This is a genomic window from Telluria sp. B2 (assembly GCF_051789535.1).
In the GTDB taxonomy this organism is placed as follows: domain Bacteria; phylum Pseudomonadota; class Gammaproteobacteria; order Burkholderiales; family Burkholderiaceae_D; genus Telluria.
The window spans coordinates 3,533,571-3,550,233 of record NZ_CP196525.1; the positions used below are offsets into that span (position 1 = coordinate 3,533,571).

The 16,663-nt window shown below is 68.3% G+C and carries 13 protein-coding genes; 7 read left to right on the top strand and 6 right to left on the bottom strand.

Annotation, left to right across the window (positions count from 1 at the left end; genetic code table 11):
* Positions 1 to 30 precede the first annotated feature (30 nt).
* Positions 31 to 3,216, bottom strand: coding sequence for a penicillin-binding transpeptidase domain-containing protein (locus ACSUZJ_RS15680; protein ID WP_499409686.1), 3,186 nt, complete (start codon positions 3,214 to 3,216; stop codon positions 31 to 33).
* Between the two features lie 215 nt (positions 3,217 to 3,431).
* Here ACSUZJ_RS15680 and ACSUZJ_RS15685 point away from each other — a divergent pair, with 215 nt between their 5' ends.
* Positions 3,432 to 3,671, top strand: coding sequence for a hypothetical protein (locus tag ACSUZJ_RS15685; RefSeq protein ID WP_499409688.1), 240 nt, complete (start codon positions 3,432 to 3,434; stop codon positions 3,669 to 3,671).
* A 220-nt stretch (positions 3,672 to 3,891) separates the two neighbouring features.
* On the top strand, positions 3,892 to 4,467 hold the full coding sequence (locus ACSUZJ_RS15690) for a YXWGXW repeat-containing protein (RefSeq protein WP_499409690.1): 576 nt from the start codon (positions 3,892 to 3,894) through the stop codon (positions 4,465 to 4,467).
* Positions 4,468 to 4,709: 242 nt separating this feature from the next.
* Here the strand turns inward: ACSUZJ_RS15690 and ACSUZJ_RS15695 are convergent, their stop codons facing one another.
* On the bottom strand, positions 4,710 to 6,638 hold the full coding sequence (locus tag ACSUZJ_RS15695; RefSeq protein WP_499409692.1) for an alpha/beta hydrolase family protein: 1,929 nt from the start codon (positions 6,636 to 6,638) through the stop codon (positions 4,710 to 4,712).
* Between the two features lie 122 nt (positions 6,639 to 6,760).
* On the opposite strand from ACSUZJ_RS15695, the gene ACSUZJ_RS15700 reads away from it, so the two are divergent.
* On the top strand, positions 6,761 to 7,447 hold the full coding sequence (locus tag ACSUZJ_RS15700) for a ribonuclease HI family protein (RefSeq protein ID WP_499409694.1): 687 nt from the start codon (positions 6,761 to 6,763) through the stop codon (positions 7,445 to 7,447).
* Positions 7,428 to 8,102 carry an HD domain-containing protein gene (locus ACSUZJ_RS15705; RefSeq protein ID WP_499409696.1) on the top strand — a complete coding sequence of 225 codons (675 nt, stop codon included), beginning with the start codon at positions 7,428 to 7,430 and terminating at the stop codon, positions 8,100 to 8,102. Before ACSUZJ_RS15700 ends, ACSUZJ_RS15705 begins: the two co-directional genes overlap by 20 nt.
* A gap of 176 nt (positions 8,103 to 8,278) precedes the next feature.
* On the opposite strand, the gene ACSUZJ_RS15710 is transcribed toward ACSUZJ_RS15705, so the two are convergent.
* Positions 8,279 to 9,412: an IS481 family transposase gene (locus ACSUZJ_RS15710; RefSeq protein WP_499409698.1), complete on the bottom strand. Its 1,134-nt coding sequence runs from the start codon at positions 9,410 to 9,412 to the stop codon at positions 8,279 to 8,281.
* 162 nt (positions 9,413 to 9,574) lie between these two features.
* Here ACSUZJ_RS15710 and ACSUZJ_RS15715 point away from each other — a divergent pair, with 162 nt between their 5' ends.
* Positions 9,575 to 10,150 carry an MFS transporter gene (locus ACSUZJ_RS15715; protein ID WP_499409700.1) on the top strand — a complete coding sequence of 192 codons (576 nt, stop codon included), beginning with the start codon at positions 9,575 to 9,577 and terminating at the stop codon, positions 10,148 to 10,150.
* On the opposite strand, the gene ACSUZJ_RS15720 is transcribed toward ACSUZJ_RS15715, so the two are convergent.
* On the bottom strand, positions 10,143 to 11,480 hold the full coding sequence (locus ACSUZJ_RS15720; RefSeq protein ID WP_499409702.1) for an IS4 family transposase: 1,338 nt from the start codon (positions 11,478 to 11,480) through the stop codon (positions 10,143 to 10,145). The genes ACSUZJ_RS15715 and ACSUZJ_RS15720 overlap by 8 nt on opposite strands.
* 82 nt (positions 11,481 to 11,562) lie before the next feature.
* On the opposite strand from ACSUZJ_RS15720, the gene ACSUZJ_RS15725 reads away from it, so the two are divergent.
* Positions 11,563 to 12,231: an MFS transporter gene (locus ACSUZJ_RS15725; protein ID WP_499409704.1), complete on the top strand. Its 669-nt coding sequence runs from the start codon at positions 11,563 to 11,565 to the stop codon at positions 12,229 to 12,231.
* Positions 12,228 to 13,085 carry an EamA family transporter gene (locus tag ACSUZJ_RS15730; protein ID WP_499409706.1) on the top strand — a complete coding sequence of 286 codons (858 nt, stop codon included), beginning with the start codon at positions 12,228 to 12,230 and terminating at the stop codon, positions 13,083 to 13,085. The genes ACSUZJ_RS15725 and ACSUZJ_RS15730 overlap by 4 nt, the downstream gene beginning before the upstream one ends.
* A gap of 99 nt (positions 13,086 to 13,184) precedes the next feature.
* Here ACSUZJ_RS15730 and ACSUZJ_RS15735 read toward each other — a convergent pair whose 3' ends face one another.
* Positions 13,185 to 14,378: a GGDEF domain-containing protein gene (locus ACSUZJ_RS15735; protein WP_499409708.1), complete on the bottom strand. Its 1,194-nt coding sequence runs from the start codon at positions 14,376 to 14,378 to the stop codon at positions 13,185 to 13,187.
* A 66-nt stretch (positions 14,379 to 14,444) separates the two neighbouring features.
* Positions 14,445 to 16,652, bottom strand: coding sequence for a TonB-dependent receptor plug domain-containing protein (locus tag ACSUZJ_RS15740; RefSeq protein WP_499409710.1), 2,208 nt, complete (start codon positions 16,650 to 16,652; stop codon positions 14,445 to 14,447).
* Positions 16,653 to 16,663 lie beyond the last annotated feature (11 nt).

Genomic DNA, 16,663 nt, shown 5'->3' on the forward strand with positions numbered 1-16,663 from the left:
AAACACAAAATCCAGGCGCGCTGGAGAGCCTCACTTGCCCTTCAATTCCTGCTTTTGGACCAGCATGCTGCGCAGCAGCGCGGCCACGACCGGGGCCGCGTGCGCCCCGCCCGTTTCTTCCGAGCGGCTGACGAACACGGCGAAGGCCAGGCGCCGGTCCTGGCCCGGGATGCTGCCGGGCTCGAGCCAGCCGGTGAACCAGACCGTGGCCAGGCCCGCATCGCCGACCGGCGCGGTACCGGTCTTGCCGTACAGGCCGGATCGCAGGCCATCGAACTCCGGCGCGCGGAAGGCGCCCGCTGCCGTGCCCTGCGCCACCACGCCGCGCAGGCCGGCGCGGATGCGGTCCAGGCGCACCCCGAGCGGCTCGCCCTCTTCCGCCCGGGCCTCGCGCCCGTCCAGCGCCAGCAGCAGGCGTGGCTGGACGGCGCGGCCTTCGCCGACGGCGCCGGCCGCCAGCGCCATGTGCAGGGGTGTCGCCTGCATGCGCAGCCCGATCGCCATCTGGCGCAGCTCGTGGCGCGAACCGATCGGGTCGCTGGCGGCAATGCTGGCCTGCAGGGCGTCCCAGTCGCGCCAGCGGTACTCCGACGGCAGCAGGCCGCCGTCCAGGCGCAGCGCCCGCTCGAAGCCGAGCCGGCGCGCCATGTCGGCCACCGGCCGCACGCCAGACAGCGCGCCGGCGTCGAGCGCGCGCAGGCTGGGTGCCCCGCCCTGCGGCTTGCCGAGCAGGCTGCGGTCGGCCAGCTCGGCGGTCCAGGCGAACCAGGTATTCAGGCTATGGGTGAGCGCCTGCGCCAGGCCCAGCCTGCCGTCCTGGGCGCGGCGGTCGAGGTGCTGGTCGCGGAAGTTAGTGATATGGACCCCGGTCCCCAGCGGATAGCTGGCGGCGTCGGTGCGGAAGGCGTAGCCCCCGGCGGCGGCCATGGCGTTGATGCCGGACAGGGGCATGCCGTCCAGCAGCGCATCCAGGCGCGGGTCTTCCTTCGCCGCCAGCTCCAGCCCGAGTGCGCTGACGATCTTGAAGGTCGAACCGGGACTGCGCTCGGCGCCGCCGTCGTGCTGGAAGGTGGCCTGGCGCAGGGGGCTGCGCGCCGGATCGACGCGGTCGAAGTCGCGCAGCTCGCTCCACGCGGCCGCATCGGGCGCACCCTGGCCGCCGGCGCTCGCGGCGGCCAGGATGTCGCCGCTGCCGGTGTCGAGCAGGACCAGTCCCGCCTGGCGCTCCGGCGGCGGTGCGCTGCCACCCTGGCAACGCCGGCCGTCCCACTGGCCGCGGCGCAGGCCGACGCAGTCGAGCGCGCCCTGGGCCGCCGCCTGCAGCGCCAGGTCGAGGCTGAGGGTGGCCTGGTGCGGCCTGCCGCTGGGCGCCGGCTGGCGGCCCAGCATGCCGGCAATGCTGTTGGCATGGCCCTCGCGCAGGCCGAGCAGCGTGGCCAGGCCGGCCGCGGCCGCGCCTGGGGCCGGACGTCCGCCTCCCCACAGGCGCTCGCCGTGGCGGTCCGCCAGCAGCACCGGCGCCGCCGGACCGGGGCCGGGGCCGGGGCCGGCGGCCTCGGGCAGCGGCTGCCAGCGCAGGACGCCGCGCTCGACCACCAGGTGGCGATAGGCCGCATCACCGGCCGAACCGAATCGTCCCATGTCGAGCGGCGCCGCTTCCAGCACGACACGGCGCGCGCCCGGCGCCAGCGCCAGCACCAGTTCGTTCACATCGTCGGCCCGGGTGCAGGCGCGCCCGCCGCACACCGCGTGCGACGCGACCAGGCTGGCGCCCTCGAGCGCGCCGGGGCGTCCCGCCAGCATGATCTCGATGCGCTCGCCGCCCCGCGCCGGACGCGGCAGCACCAGGGCTAGCCGGGCGGCGGCCGCGCCTGCCGGCCAGTCGGCGATCCGGCTCCACGGCGCCCAGCCCCGCGGCAGGCGGTCGAACAGGCGCGCCGCCAGCGGCATCGCGGCCACGGTCCCCACCGCGACGGCGCCTGCATTGGCCTGGACCGTCGCGCCCGGGGCGTCCGGCCGCAGGCGCCAGGCCAGCAGGCGCCGCTCGCTGTTGAAGATGCGGACCTGTTCCAGCACATAGGCGCCGTCGGCGCGGTGGTGCAGGCGTTCCAGCAGCTTCAGTCCGGCGGCGTCGAGCCTCACGCCGTCCCAGCTGCGCAGGTCGCCGGCGCGCTGGGCTGGATCGGCGGCGCGCCAGCGCGCCAGGTCGCGCGGGGCCACTTCGATCAGTCCGGAGGGCGCCAGGCGGATGAAGCCGCGTTCGCGCAGGCTGTCGAACAGGGCGCCGTCCTCCAGGCGCGGCGCGGCGGCAAGCGGCACCCGGTATTCGCCGGGCGCGAGCGTTGCGCTCACCACCTCGCCGTGGACGGGAAAGGCCGCCACCTGCGCCGCCTGCAGGGCAGCCGGGGCCGGAGAATAGCGCTGCAGCACCAGCTCGCCCGCCGGGCAGGCCGCGCGGGCCCGCCGTGTCACGCGCAGCGCGCCGGTCTCGCCCCAGACCAGCCAGCCCTGGCGACCAAGAATGGCCTCGCCGCGCTCGCCCTTGACGATGACGCCGGCGCTGGCGTCGCCGATCCAGCGTGCGGCAGGCGCACCGCTCCAGCTCACCCGCAGCGGCGCGCCGGGCGCAGCAATGCCGGTGATGTCGAGCTGGGGCATGGGCTGCCCGGCCAGCACCACGTTGCGCAGGGTGACCGGACTGCCTGCCGTCTCGTTGCGCCTGGCCCAGCGCGCCACGTCCTCGAAGCGGTAGCCGATGCGGATCGGTGCCAGGCGGCCGCTGTCGCGCTCGAGCATCTGCTCGCACAGGTCGATCGCGACGGCCCGCTCGGCGCGCATGCCGGCGACCACCAGCAAGGCGCCGTTGCCGTGGGCGCCCAGGCTGACGCCGGATTGATGCGGCACGCTGAAGGCCAGGCCCGGCAGCGCCGGCTGGAAGGCAGGCAGTTCGCGCACCAGGCCGCTGCCGGCGCCGGCCGGGCCGGCCGCCGCGCCGAGCATGCGGGCGTGGTGGGCGATCAGGATGGCCCCGCCGATCGCCACCGCCAGCGCGCCCAGGGCGAGCCACCATCCGGCGCCAGCATGCGCTCCCGCGGACACCCGCGCGTTGGCGGCGGCGCCGACCGGCCGTGCACCTGCGCGCAGGTTGCGCGCACGCCGCCGCGCCCGCCTGCTGGCGGCCAGCCCATCCAGTACCGTGGCAAACACTCCCTGCATCGAACCCTCCCCCTGGCGCCCGCGACGGGCGCATCTCGCGCATGCCTAGCGGAGGGACGGTGAAAAGCATGCAGATACGGTCGGGTTGGCGCGCGTTGTCCTCCGTTTTGTGCAGGTCATCCCGCTTTTCATGCGGCTCGTCGCAATCCGGTGGAGCATCGGGGCGGGCTTGGATACAGTGCATCCATCGCAAACCCACCCGCAAGGAGAACACCGTGAACATCGCCAAGCACATGGAAGCCGTTTTCGTCGTTGCCCTCGCCGCCGCCGGCTCCGCCAGCTACTTCGTGGACACCCTGCCGCAAGCCCAGGCCCGCCCCGCCCTGATCCAGGATTCGAGCATCGCCACCAACACCAAGATGGCTGTGGTGGTCGTCAAGGGCAAGCGCATGAGCGAGGCCGAAAAACGGCAGACCCTGCTGGCCGATCGTCGCGAAGCCGGGAGCCGCATTTGACCGCCCGCGCGCGCCGGGCCGTGCACTGAGCACGCCCGGCAGCGGTTTCCCCTCTCCCCTCTTCTCCCCGTCCTTTCCTTTCGTTTTTCACCGGTTTCTCCCCGGCTGTTGTAGCCGCGCTGCTGCAATCTGTTTCAGTTGTAAGCACATGCGTCAAACGCCCCATTGCGCGTAAGTGATTGATATAGTGAATCATCCGCTTTGGATTTGGAGAACGAACATGAAACGCAGCCTCACTCTCGCTACCCTGATCGCACTCGGCGCCGCTGCATACGCTCCACTGCCGTCGATGGCGCAGGGCAACCTGGAAGTCTATATCGGCACCGCTCCGCCGGCGCCCCTGTACGAACGCGCGCCCAGCGTGCGCCGCGGCTATGTCTGGTCGCCGGGCTACTGGGAGTGGCGCGGGCACCGCCACCACTGGATCCCCGGCACCTATATCGTCGAGCGTCCGGGCTATGTCTACGCGCCGCCGTCCTGGCGCCAGCGCGGCGGCCAATGGGTCATGACCCAGGGCTACTGGAGCCCGCGCGACCGCTACTATGCCGGCAACGACCGCTACTACGACCGCGGCGACCGCTACTACGGTCCGGACCGCGGCTGGCACGACCGCGACCGCCGCGGCCCGCCGCCCCGCGTCGAAGGCCGCCGCGACTACGACCGCGATGGCGTGCCGAACCGCTACGACCGCGACCGCGACAACGACGGCATCAGCAATCGCTATGACCGCGATCGCGACGGCGACGGCATCGGCAACCGCCGCGACCACAATCCGGATAATCCGTATCGCCGGTGATCGTGGACCGGAGCGGATGAAAAAAAAGCGCCCCCATGGGGCGCTTTTTTGTTGGGTCGGTATTTAGTACAGGGCATATCGCGCAGGTTTTCCGGTGATCGGGCGGTGAAGCTTTGCCGATGACCGACCGGTGAGACAGCGTGGACACAGGTGTCCACCCTACGAATGCCCTTGCAGGGTGGACTCCCGAGTCCACGCTGTACGACGTCCGATCTGTCGTGGCGTTGAACCAGGCACAGACGTCAGCGTTTCAAATGCTTGTCCAGGAACGCCAGGATCTTCGCACTCGCTTCCGCCTGGTTCTTCTTCTTCGAGAACCCATGCCCTTCGTCCGGGAAGACGATGTACTCGACCTCGACGTTATTCTTCTTCACCGCCTCGACGATCTCGTCGCTTTCCGGCTTGATCACGCGCGGGTCGTTGGCGCCCTGGATCACCATCAGGGGCTTGCGGATGTTCGCGGCGTGGAACAGCGGCGAGGTCGCGGTCAGGAATTCCTTGTCCTTGACCGGGTCGCCGATCTCGTCGTACAGCGCCTTGCGCTGGGCTTCCCAGTAAGGCGGGATGCTTTCGAGCGTGCGGATCCAGTTGCTGACGCCGAAGATGTCGATGCCGACCTTGAAGGCTTCCGGGCGGAAGGCCATCGCCGCCAGCGTCATGTAGCCGCCGTAGCTGCCGCCCATGATGCCGATGCGCTCCGGGTCGACCCAGCCCAGGCTGGCCAGCCAGGTCTTGGCCTCCACGCAGTCCCACAGCGGCTCGAGGCCGTGCCTGCGGTCGTCGGCGGTGAAGAAGGTCTTGCCGTAGCCCGAGCTGCCGCGGTTGTTGATGCCAAGGACCGCATAGCCGTGGTTGACCAGGTACTGGATCTGGGCGCTGTAGCCGCGCATGGTCTGGCCGCCCGGTCCGCCGTGCACGTAGACCACGGCCGGCACCTTGTTCAGGTTCGACGCGCCCTTGGGCTTGTAGAAGATCGACGGGATCACCGTGCCGTCGAAGGACTTGAAGCGCACCACCTCGGCCTCGACCAGGTCGTCCGGATCGATCTCCGGACTCAGGCTGCGGGTCAGCTGGACCGTCTTCTTCGTGCGGAAGTCGTGCACGTAGAGGTTGTTCGGCGAGCGGTCGCCGTTGACGTAGAAGGCCATCAGGCTGGCGCTCGGCGAGAACACCGCGCCGCGGATCTCGCCGCCGCTGGTCTTCGGCAGCGCCACCGGTTTTGCGCCCGCTGCGTCGACCACGCGCAGGCGGATGCTGCCGTCCTCGTTGACATAGCTGATGCGGTGGCCGCCGTTGCGCGAATAACCGGTGCCGAGGATGTCCCAGTCGGCCTTCTCGACCTCGGTCACGGCGCCGGTGGCCAGGTCGTAGGCGCGCACGCGGGTGAATTCGCCGCCGTCGTTGGTGGTGAACAGCAGGCGCTTCGATTCCGGATCGAAGTCCTGGGCGCTGTAGCTGGCCGTGCCCTGGTGCGGCGAGATGTGCTTGACCTGGCCCGTGGCGACCTCGTACAGGTAGATGTCGCTGTCGGCCGTGGTGTTCGGCTTGCCCAGCGCCAGCCAGCGGCCGTCGCGGCTGATGGCCGAGACGGTCTGCCCGGTCTCGTTCTTGTAGACCATCGTACGGGCGTAGGTTTTCGCGTCGTACTTGTAGAGGTCGAAGAACTTCGGGTCGCGTTCGTTGGTCACCACATAGAAGGCGTTGCCGTCGGGCTGCCAGCCGGCGAAGCCCGCTTTCAGCTTGGCCCCCGGCGTCAGGTCGCGCTCGCTGCCGTCGAGCTCGCGCACGAACAGGTGGTTCTGCTCGTTGCCGCCCTGGTCGCGCGTGAACAGGACGCGGTCGTCGTTGTAGAAGAAGCCGACCGCGTAGGTGCTGTCGGTGGTCGATTTGGTCAGCGCGCGCGGCGTGCCGCCGCCGACCGGCAGCACGTAGGCATTGAAGATGCCCGATGCGTTGCTGCTGAACAGGATCTGCTTCTCGTCGCGGCTGAACGAGGCGCCGCTGACGGAGGTCGTCGCCATGAACTGTTCGATGGTGTAACGCTTGTGTTCCTTCTGTCCCTTCTGCGCCTGCTTGGCGGGCGCCGGCGCGGCGGCCTGGGCAGGCGAAAAAGCGGTGGCGATGCAGACGGCCAGCGCGGAGGCGCTTACGACATGGTGCAACAAACGCATGGGTTCTCCTGTTGAACGACGGGCGAAGTGAAACAACGAAACGAATGTCGAAATAACACCAGGCAAGTGTTGCAAGCTTTACACGCCGTGTCAACGCCGCCGAAAGCGGTTATGCTCACGTCATGAACGACCTCGTCCGCCTCGAAGGCGCCGCCAACAAGACCGAACTTGCCGCCAGCCGCAAACTCGTCCGGCAGACCGGCATCCCGTTTGAAGCAGCCCTGCGCGCCACGCTCGAACGCAGCGCGGGCGCGGCCGGCCTGGCCCAGTTGCTGGCCGAACGCGCCGCCCTGCGCGCCGCCGAAGCCGCCCGCGCCCTGTCCAGGCGCGCCGCGCGCGACGCCGCGCTGGCCCTGCGCCGCGCCCGCCACGAAGGCGCCCCGACCGCCTGGCGCGCCTGGTTCGACGGCTCCGCCAAACCCAATCCCGGCCGCTGCGGGATCGGCGCGCGCCTGCAGGGACCGAACGGCGAACTGGTCGAACTGTCGCAGGCGGCCGGGTACGGCAACAGCAGCGAAGCGGAATACCGCGCCCTGATCCTGGTGCTGGAAGCCGCGCTGGCGCACGGCGCCGGCCCGCTCACCGTCTACGGCGACAGCCAGGTCGTGATCAACGACGTGAATGGCGGCATCGAGGACAGTGTCCTCGTCCTGCGCCCTTACCGCGAACGCGTGCACGCCCTGCTGGCCCGGCTGCCCGCGGTCACCCTGCGCTGGGTGCCGCGCCACAAGAACCTGGAGGCCGACGCCCTGTCGCAGCGGGCCAGCGCCTTGCCTCTTGAAGAGACCGATGACTCCACCACACACTGAAACCGAGCTCGCCACCTGGCGCCCCCGTTTCGTCGCCCTCGCGGAGAGTGCGGCAACCGCGACCGCCGGCAACGACGGCGCCCACGACGCCAGCCACCTCGAACGGGTCTGGCGCAGCGCCCAGGCCCTGCTGGCCCATCATCCCGAGGCGGACGCCCTGGTGGTAATGGCCGCCAGCTACCTGCACGACCTGGTCAACCTGCCGAAGAACGATCCCGACCGGGCCCAGGCTTCGCGCCGCTCGGCGGGGCTGGCGCGCGAGGAACTGGCGCGGCTGGGCTTTCCGGCGGAGCGGCTGGACGCGGTGGCCCACGCGATCGAGGCGCACAGCTTCTCGGCGGCGATCGCGCCCACCACGATCGAGGCCAGGATCGTGCAGGACGCCGACCGCCTCGACGCCCTCGGCGCCGTCGGGCTGGCGCGCATGTTCTATATCGCCGGGCGCATGGGCAGCGCGCTGGCGCACCCCACCGATCCGCTGGCGGAGCAGCGCGAACTGGACGACCGCAGCTATTCGCTCGACCACATCATGGTCAAGCTGGCCAGGCTGCCGGAGATGATGCAGACCGAGGCGGGACGGGACATCGCGAACGAGCGGCTGGGCAGGCTGCTGGTGTTCCGCAAGGAGTTCGCGCAGGAGTGGCTGGGGGCGTAGGGTGGGGTAATCGAGGGCAATGCCCTCGATTACATACGTGCCCACCAACACGATGAGCATACGCAGCGCCTTCGACGTCAACGCGACGCGCGCACTCGGTGGGCACGGGGCGTGTTTAGCACAGGGACATAGGTAACACCTGTCTAGAGACATGGGTAACACTGCGTGGTGCTATTTTAGCTGCTGGCGAGGTCGATCTGTGCAACCTGTTGGTGGCAGAAGATGACGTTGAAGACGCCGTCCTGATCCGTCGCTCTGATTGCCACAGGCTCTTGGTACAAACCTTCACCCACAAAGTAACTGCGGCCCTTGAAATTGATCTGGCCGTGCCGCTGTACGGTACGCACGATGTCGCCGTCGTCATATTCGATCGGCGGCAGGTGGGATGGAAAACTGCGCGCACTGGGCTGGTAGCGGGTGGCGGGAGCTTTTTGTCCCAGTGCCTCGTGGGGACGAATCAGGTTGTATTGGTCGCGCCAGGCATCGAAGGCCTCCTGGCACGCGGCAAGCGAGCCATAACCGTAGCGCTCCAGGAGTTCGCGCTTGAGCGTTCGATGAAACCGCTCGTCCTTGCCCTGCGTTTGCGGATGGTGCGGACTGCTATGGCTGACGCGGATACCCAGGCGTACCAGCCACACCTCGAGCCGCGAGATGGATTTATGCCCGGCTGTTCCCCAAGGCGCACCGTTGTCGCAGGTAATGCGCTGCGGCAGTCCATATTTTTGAAACGTCCTTGTAAGCACAGCCTTTGCCTGCGGGCCGTCTTCGCCCGAGCACGCAGCCAGACACAGCGAAAAGCGGGAGTGATCATCCAGTACTGTCAACGGATGGCAGCGGCCGGCCGCTGCATTGGTCAAGGCAAAATGGCCTTTGAAATCCATCTGCCACAAGCTGTTCGGTTCCTCGTGTTCGAAGCGTCCCTTGGCAGGCTTGGTCTGGCTGACATGAGGCACTAGTTGGCGCCCATGCCGTCTCAAAATGGCAGCAATGGTGTTTGGATGCGGTTTGCCCGCGGTCTCGGGGAGCAGTGCTTTGAGCTTGCGGGCACCCCAGCAGGGATACTTGTCGTGCAGGGCCAGCACTGCCGCCTCCAACTCGGCACCGCATCGCTTGGGCGACGACAGAGGACGGCGTGAGCGCTCTTGCAGCCCTTCCGGGCCGTGCTTCCGATACAAATCGAGCCACTTGTAGCCAGTCTTTCGGCTGACGCCGAAAGACTGGCAAAGCGCTGTCATGTTGCTGTCAGACGCATCCGCCAGCATGGCAAATTCAAGACGAGAGGACATACGGGAACTTTCCTTCCAAGGCATCGCACACTCCACTTGTTAGCTGTGCAATGATCATAAAAGGTGTTACCTATGTCTCTAGACAAGTGTTACCTATGTCTCTGTGCTGAACAGGGCGCCCACCCTACGACGATGTTTTTTTAACATGAACGGTGCTAAGATGGTTCCTTTTGGCAGGACCCGTCCATGCTGCGCAAGACTGCTTCGCACCAGGCCAAACCAGGCAATCTCAACTTCGTCCTCGTCAGCGTCTTCATCGACGTCATCGGCATCGGCCTGATCGTGCCGGTGATGCCGCTGCTGGTCGGGCAGTTCGTCGCCGGGCGCGACGAGCAGGCGCTCTGGTACGGCATCCTCGCCACCGTCTTCGGCCTGCTGCAGTTCATCTTCATGCCCATGCTGGGCGCGATCAGCGACCGCGTCGGACGCCGGCCGGTGCTGCTGTACTCGATGGGCGGGATGTGCCTGAACTTCCTCGTCACCGCCTGGGCCCCGAGCCTGGCCTGGCTCTTCCTCGGGCGCGCGATCGGCGGGCTGTCGGCCGCCAGCATGTCGGTGGCGATGGCCTATGCCTCGGACGTCTCCACGCCCGACACCCGCGCGAAAAGCTTCGGCAAGATCGGCGCCGCCTTCGGCATCGGCTTCATCTGCGGCCCCGTGCTGGGCGGCCTGCTCGGCGAAATCAACCTGGCCCTGCCGTTCTACGTCGCTGCAGCCTTGTGCGCCGTGAACCTCGCCTACGGCTTAATGCCAGTCAGTTAAGCTGACTGGCATTTTTCATTGGAAATTTGGATCTGGGCTGTTTGACGACTCTTGGATAGGAGCGCGTTCGACGTTCGGGCAAGAGATAGGCGCGGGCCTGCTCGCGTAGCAATGCCAGGCGCCTGGGGAAGGTGCCTGGTGTCTGCAAGGGCCAGTGGTAAAGCGCAGTGGTGATGGCCAGGGCCAGCCATTGGAAGCTCAGGTACTGAGGCGTCACATGCAACTCGTCGGCCATCTGGGCCATTTCATGGCGCAGCAGGTTATAAGCGATGAGCATTCCCCACACTTCCTGACGTACCAGTTCGGGCAGTTTGCTGCGCAAGGTCGTCGCCTTTTTCAGCATGCTCTGCTTGATCTCCCTGAAGCCCAGTTCGATCTCCCAGCGCTGCACGTAGTGCGCGGCGATGTCGCGTGCGGGAAAACGCTGCGCGTCGCACAGCGAAGTAAGAAACTGGCGTGCCTGTCCGCCGACCTTGCATTCGATCAGACGGGCTTGCCAATGCGTCGGCAACCCAGGATGCAGCCTCTGCGCCCGCGGAGAAACCGGCAGGTGCACCAGATAGTCGCCAGGAGCAAACCGGTGCACGATTTCGTGGCGCAGCGGCGTTTTGGCGCGCATGAGCCAGTGTCTTTGTGTTCCGGCCTTTTGCCAGTCGAGCAGGAAAGCGGCCGAGAAATAGGCGCGGTCGAAGATCGTCAGGGAATCGTCCGGCACCGCCTGCATGAGCGGCGCGGCAAAACTGAGTTCGCCGGTACGATAATCGCCGAAATTGGCCGCGCGAATCAGATGCGTATAGGTGTCCATCAGGCAGACAGCGCGCAACTGCGGCCATGCACCACAGCCATGGGCGTTCGAGGGCCGGCCAAATTGCGCCAGGTTGGCTTGCGTGTCGGGCACTGACCAGACGACGCCATCGACGGCGTAAGTGCGCAGGCCATGAAACCGCTCCTGCTCGGGCACGGGGCAACTTCCCCAGCAACTGGCCAGGCGCTCGAACAGCCACGCCATCGGCGCTTCGCCCAGACGCTCACGACCGGCGACCGACGCGCTCGGAACCGGGGCGCACAGCGCCGGGCCGTCGGCAAGATCGAGTTGCTGCACGATGTGCCAGATCGGTTCATTACGAAACAGGGCCAGTCCGATGACCAGCCACACCATGCGCTCGGCGGGAAGCCGCCGGCGCCGCAGCGAAACCGTCCCGGTCTGGCGCAGGGCCTCATCGATCCACTCCGGCTCAATCAGGCTGGCAAAGCGCTCGAACTCATGCGGCGCCAGCTCAGCCGCATAGTCCAGGTCAAGTTGGAGAGCCATAATAAAAAACGGATTCACGTTGATCGTGAATCCGTTTTAGTTGCTGCAGCCAGCCAGTCAAGCGCTTAAGTGACTGGCATTAGCCTACGGCTGGTTTTTCGTGCCCGAGTCGCTGCCCGCCGCCACCCGCGCGCCCTTCAGCTGGCAGCGCGTCAATCCGCTGTACGCGCTGCGCCGCCTGCTGGGGCGGCGCGACATCCGCGGGCTCGTCATCGTCTTCGCGCTGACCACCTTCGGCCAGATGATGACCCAGGCCACCTGGGTGCTGTACACCACTTTCCGCTTCGGCTGGACCCCGCGCGACAACGGCATCGCGATGTTCTGCGTCGGCCTGGCCGCCGCCGTGGTCCAGGCCGGACTGCTCTCGCTCCTGATACGGCGCTTCGGCGAGACGCGCCTGGCTGTCATGGGCCTGACTTCCGGCGCCATCACCTTCGTGCTGTACGGCCTGGCCACGCAGGGCTGGATGATGTACGTCTTCATCTGCTGTAACCTGCTGGCCTTCGCCGCCGGGCCGGCCCTGCAGGGCATCATCTCGCGCGAAGCCGGCCCCGGCGAACAGGGCGAGTTGATGGGCTCCCTGCAGTCGATCAGCAGCCTGGCGGTCGTGATCACGCCGCTGCTCGGCACCGGCATCCTGGGCGCGGTCAGCCACCTGCCCCCGAACGACTGGCGCATCGGCAGCAGCTTCTTCCTGTCGGCGGCGATGCAGGCGCTGGCCGTGCCGGTGGCGATCCGCACCTTCCGCCAGCGGCGCCTGGCCGTATGACGCCCGCCGCGGGGATCTCCGGCCCCGTGATGGCAGCCGTGCTGTGCGCGGCGCTGATGCACGCCGGCTGGAACGCCCTGGTCAAGGCCAGGGGCGACGCCTTCCTCTCGACCGTGCTGGTCACGGCCAGCGCCGGCATCCTCTGCCTGCTGGCCCTGCCCTTCCTGCCCCAGCCCCTGCCCGCGAGCTGGCCCTTCATCGCCGCATCCAGCCTCACCCAGGTGCTGTATTACGCCCTGCTGATGGAGACCTACCGCGAGGGCGACATCAGCCACGCCTATCCGCTGATGCGCGGCTGCGCGCCGCTGATCGTGGCGCTGCTGGGCCTGGGCTTCATGGGCGAACGGCTGGCGCCCGGCCAGTGGCTGGCGATCGGGCTGATCTGCGGCGGCGTGCTGGCGATGTACCTCAGTGCGCGCGGCGGCACCGCCGGCGCGCGCCGCACCACGCTGCTGGCCTTGTGCACCGCCTGCGTGATCGCCACCTATACCCTGATCGATGGCGCCGGCGTGCGCCGCTCAAGCGCTCCGGCAGCCTACACCATGTGGATCTTCGTCTTTACCGCCTGCGGCGTGTCGCTGCTGGCCCTGCGCCGGCGCCGCGAACTGCTGCCCTTCGCGCGCCGCCATCCGGCCCTGCTGCTGGGCGGCGGGGCGATGTCGGTCGGCTCCTACGGCGTGGCGCTGTGGGCGATGACGCAGGCGCCGGTGGCCGCCGTGGCGGCGCTGCGCGAGACCTCGATCCTGTTCGCGGCCGCGATCGCTTTCCTGGTCCTGCGCGAGCGCATCGGCCTGGCCCGGCTGGCCGCCGCGGCGCTGATCGCCTGCGGGGCGGTGGCGATGCGCCTGGGCTGAGCGTGCCCGGCGTCGATACCGGGTTCCCGAGCGTGCGGCCGCAACCCGGACACGCGGCGTCAGCGCAGGGACCGGGGATCCGTCGGCCCTGCGCTGACATCAGCCGCTCGAGCGCAACAACGCCGGAGCACCGCTCGCGATCGTCCCGCGCACGCCATTGCGCCCGCCGCGCTTGGCCGCATACAGTTCTTCGTCGGCGGCCCCGATCAAGGCGTCGACATGCTCCGGCGGAACCGGATGCCACGCCGGGACGGTGGCGACGCCGAAGCTTGCGGTCGCGGCGACGCGCGCGCCGCCTTCCACCGCGATGGAAGCATCGGCAAAGGCCTGGCGCACGCGTTCGGCCAGCGCCAGCGCCCCTGGCAAATCGGTTTCAGGGAGCACCACCAGGAACTCCTCGCCGCCGTAGCGGATCACGCTGTCGACCGTCTCGCGTGTCATCGCGCGCAGCAGGGCGGCAAACTCGCCCAGCACCCGGTCGCCGGCCGCGTGGCCATGGCTGTCGTTGATGCGCTTGAAGTGGTCGATGTCGCACAGGACCACCGACAGGGCGCTGCCGTAGCGGCGGCTGCGCGCCAGTTCGGCCTCCAGCAGGCCGCGCTGCAGCACCCGGCGGTTGCGGCAGCCCGTCAGGGGATCGCGGTCGGCCAGCTCCTGCAGCAGCATGGTCGAGCGGAACTGCTCGCGCTGGGCGATGTGGAAGCGGTGCGCAGCGATGTAGCCGAGCGCATTGCCGAGGATGAGCATGAGGACCAGCGCCACCAGGTCGTCGATCTTCAGCGACGCCTGGAACAGCAGCATGCCGGCAAAGACCAGGCTGGCGCCGACGCCGATCGCCACCGCGTAGACGAAGCGGTTCGGGATGATGACATAGACCGCCATCAGGATCAGCGCGTGCGACATCAGGTTCCACGCCATCGCGCTGGGCTGGAACCAGCACAGCACCGGGAAAACCACCAGTCCCACGGCCTGCGCGGCGCAGCTGGCCCGGACCGAGGCCACCACGCAGTCCGGTCGACGCGCAATGGCGGCGCAGGCGCCCAGGGCCACCAGCGCCACCAGCACGCGCAGGGCGACCATGCACCAGGCGGTGAGGGTCGGACCCAGGGTCGCGATATCGGTGAGGCCGAACACGACATAAAAGGCCGCCGAGAACAGCAGGCTTGCCTTCAACTGGGCGTTGCGCTCCGCCAGGACGTGGCGCATGAAACGCTCCTCGCATTCGCGGTCCGCGAACTCGGCGCGGCGGCGGTCGATATGCAGGCGCAGGGCGGACAGGTGCGGGAGCGACACGGCAGTTTCCGGCAGTGGATCAGGAGGCCGCGCCACGGCGGCCGCAGGAACGGCAACCGGCCATGATCAGAACTTCGCCTCCACGGTCGCGCGCAAGGTCACCCCGACCGGATACTCCCCGCGCCGCACCACCAGTCCGCGCCCATCCTCGAGATAGCTGCTGCGGTGGGTAAAGTCCTGGTCCAGCAGGTTCTGGCCGGCCACGCGCAGCTGCAGCTTCGGCGTGAACTTGTAGAGCACATAGGCTTCCAGGTCGCGCCGCGCCTCGATATACGAGGTCTGGCGCTCGGACACGCGGACCCGCCCGCCCTGCTTGTAGGCGAAGCTGGTGCCGGTGCTGAAGCTGCCGGTCTTGTAGTCGACGCCGAGGTTGGCCGCGAGCGGCGTCTGGCCGTCCAGGCGGTTATCCGGGCCCGGCACGCCGTCGACCTCCGACCAGTTGCGGCTCAGGCTGGCGCGCAGGTCGATCGCCGGGGCGCCCTCCATGATCGCCTTCAGCGGGAATTTCGCTTCCAGCTCCAGCCCGCGCGTCTCGGCGCGGCCGGCGTTCATCGGCATCGCCACCCAGCGCGCGCCGTCGAAGTCGACCAGGTGGCGGGTGTAGCCGTCGATGCGGCGGCTCGAGACGCTGGCCGAGAGCAGCGCGCCATCAAGCCAGTAGTGCTCGTACGAGAGGTCGAAGCCCAGCGCCAGTTCCGGCTGCAGGTTCGGGTTGCCCTGGTAGTCCGGGTCGGTCGAGCGGTTGTCGACCGAGGTCTGGCGGCGCGGAATCAGGTTCGAGACGCTGGGCGCCTTGTAGGTGCGGGTGACGGCGAAGCGCAGCTGGTCGCCCTTGGTCTCCGGGATCTTCCACAGGGTCTGCAGCACCGGGCTCCAGACGCTCGAGCGCGAGCGGCCGGTCCCGAAGGTATTGCCCGAGGTGCGGGTGCGGATGCCTTCCCAGCGCGCGCCGAGATACACCGACAGGCGCGGGCTGATGCTCCACTCGTCCTGCGCATACAGCGCCAGGCGCGCGACCTGAGCCTCGAACTGTTCGCCGCCTGGCAGTCCCGGGAACACGAGGCGGCCGGCTTCGCGCTCGAGGCGGCTGTCCTCGCGCGTGTTGTAGCCGCCGTCCCAGCCCATGCCCAGCGCGTGGCCCTCGAAGATCGTTCTCGAATATTTGCCGGTGCTGGTCGCACCGCGGTCCTCGCTCTCGGACGCAATGACGTTGTCGAGCACGCGCGGCGCGCCGGCGGGCGTCCAGCGGCGCTGCTCGTTGTCGCTTTTCCCGCGCTGCACGCCCAGCTTGGTGTCGAGCTTGGCGCCGCCTTCCATCTTGTGCACCCAGTTCAGTTCGGTGCGCAGGTAGCTGTTCCTGACCTCGTTTGCGAGATCCAGCTCCGGATACGCTGCCGGCGCCCCGATGCCGGTGCTGGCGACTTCGTTCGTGCGCGTCTTGAACCTGGTCATGTTGAGGAAGGTCTGCGAGGTCAGCGTGTCGCCGTTTTCCAGGTTCCAGTTCAGGCGCGGCGCCAGGTTCATGAAGTTGAAGGAGCCGTCTTCCCTGCCCGTCGTACTGCGCGCCTGGGTCTGCAGGCCGCTGGAGGCAAAGCCATCCTCGGTGACGGTGGCGGTGCGCTCGAAGCTTTCGTGGGCGGCTGCGCCCGAGATCGAGTACGACATCTTCCCAAGCTTGTCGGACAGCTGCAGGTTCGCGTTCGGTCCGCGCATGCCGCTGCTGGTGCGGCGCATGCCGAGCTTCAGTTCGCGCTGGCCGCTGCGGATCGCCTTTTTCAGCACGATGTTGATGGTGCCGGCCACCGACTGGGTCGAGAACTCGGCGCTGGCTGCGCGCAGCACCTCGATGCGCTCGATGACGTCGGGCGAGAGCGATTCGATCGAGAAGCCGGCCGGCGCGCGTTCGCCGTTGATCAGGATCTGGGTGTAGCCGGCGCCCAGGCCGCGCATGCGGATCTCGCCGCCGCGCCCGTTGCTGCTGTTGACCGTGATGCCCGGCACGCGCTTGAGCACGTCGGTGACGCTGGTGTCGCCGTATTTGACGATCTCTTCCTGGCTGACCACGATCCTGGTGGCGGTGTCGTCGCGGCGCGGATCGTAGGCCGCGGCACTGCCCTTGACCTCGACCGTCTGCATCTTCTGCGCGGACTGAGGCGCGGCCTCCCCGGTCGCCTTGCCGCCTTGTTGCGGGACTTCCTGGGCGTGCAGCGGGAAGCTCAGTGCCAGTGCCGCGGCCAGCAGCGTCGGGCGAATCGGGGAAAATGCGCGGTGCATAACAGACAGAC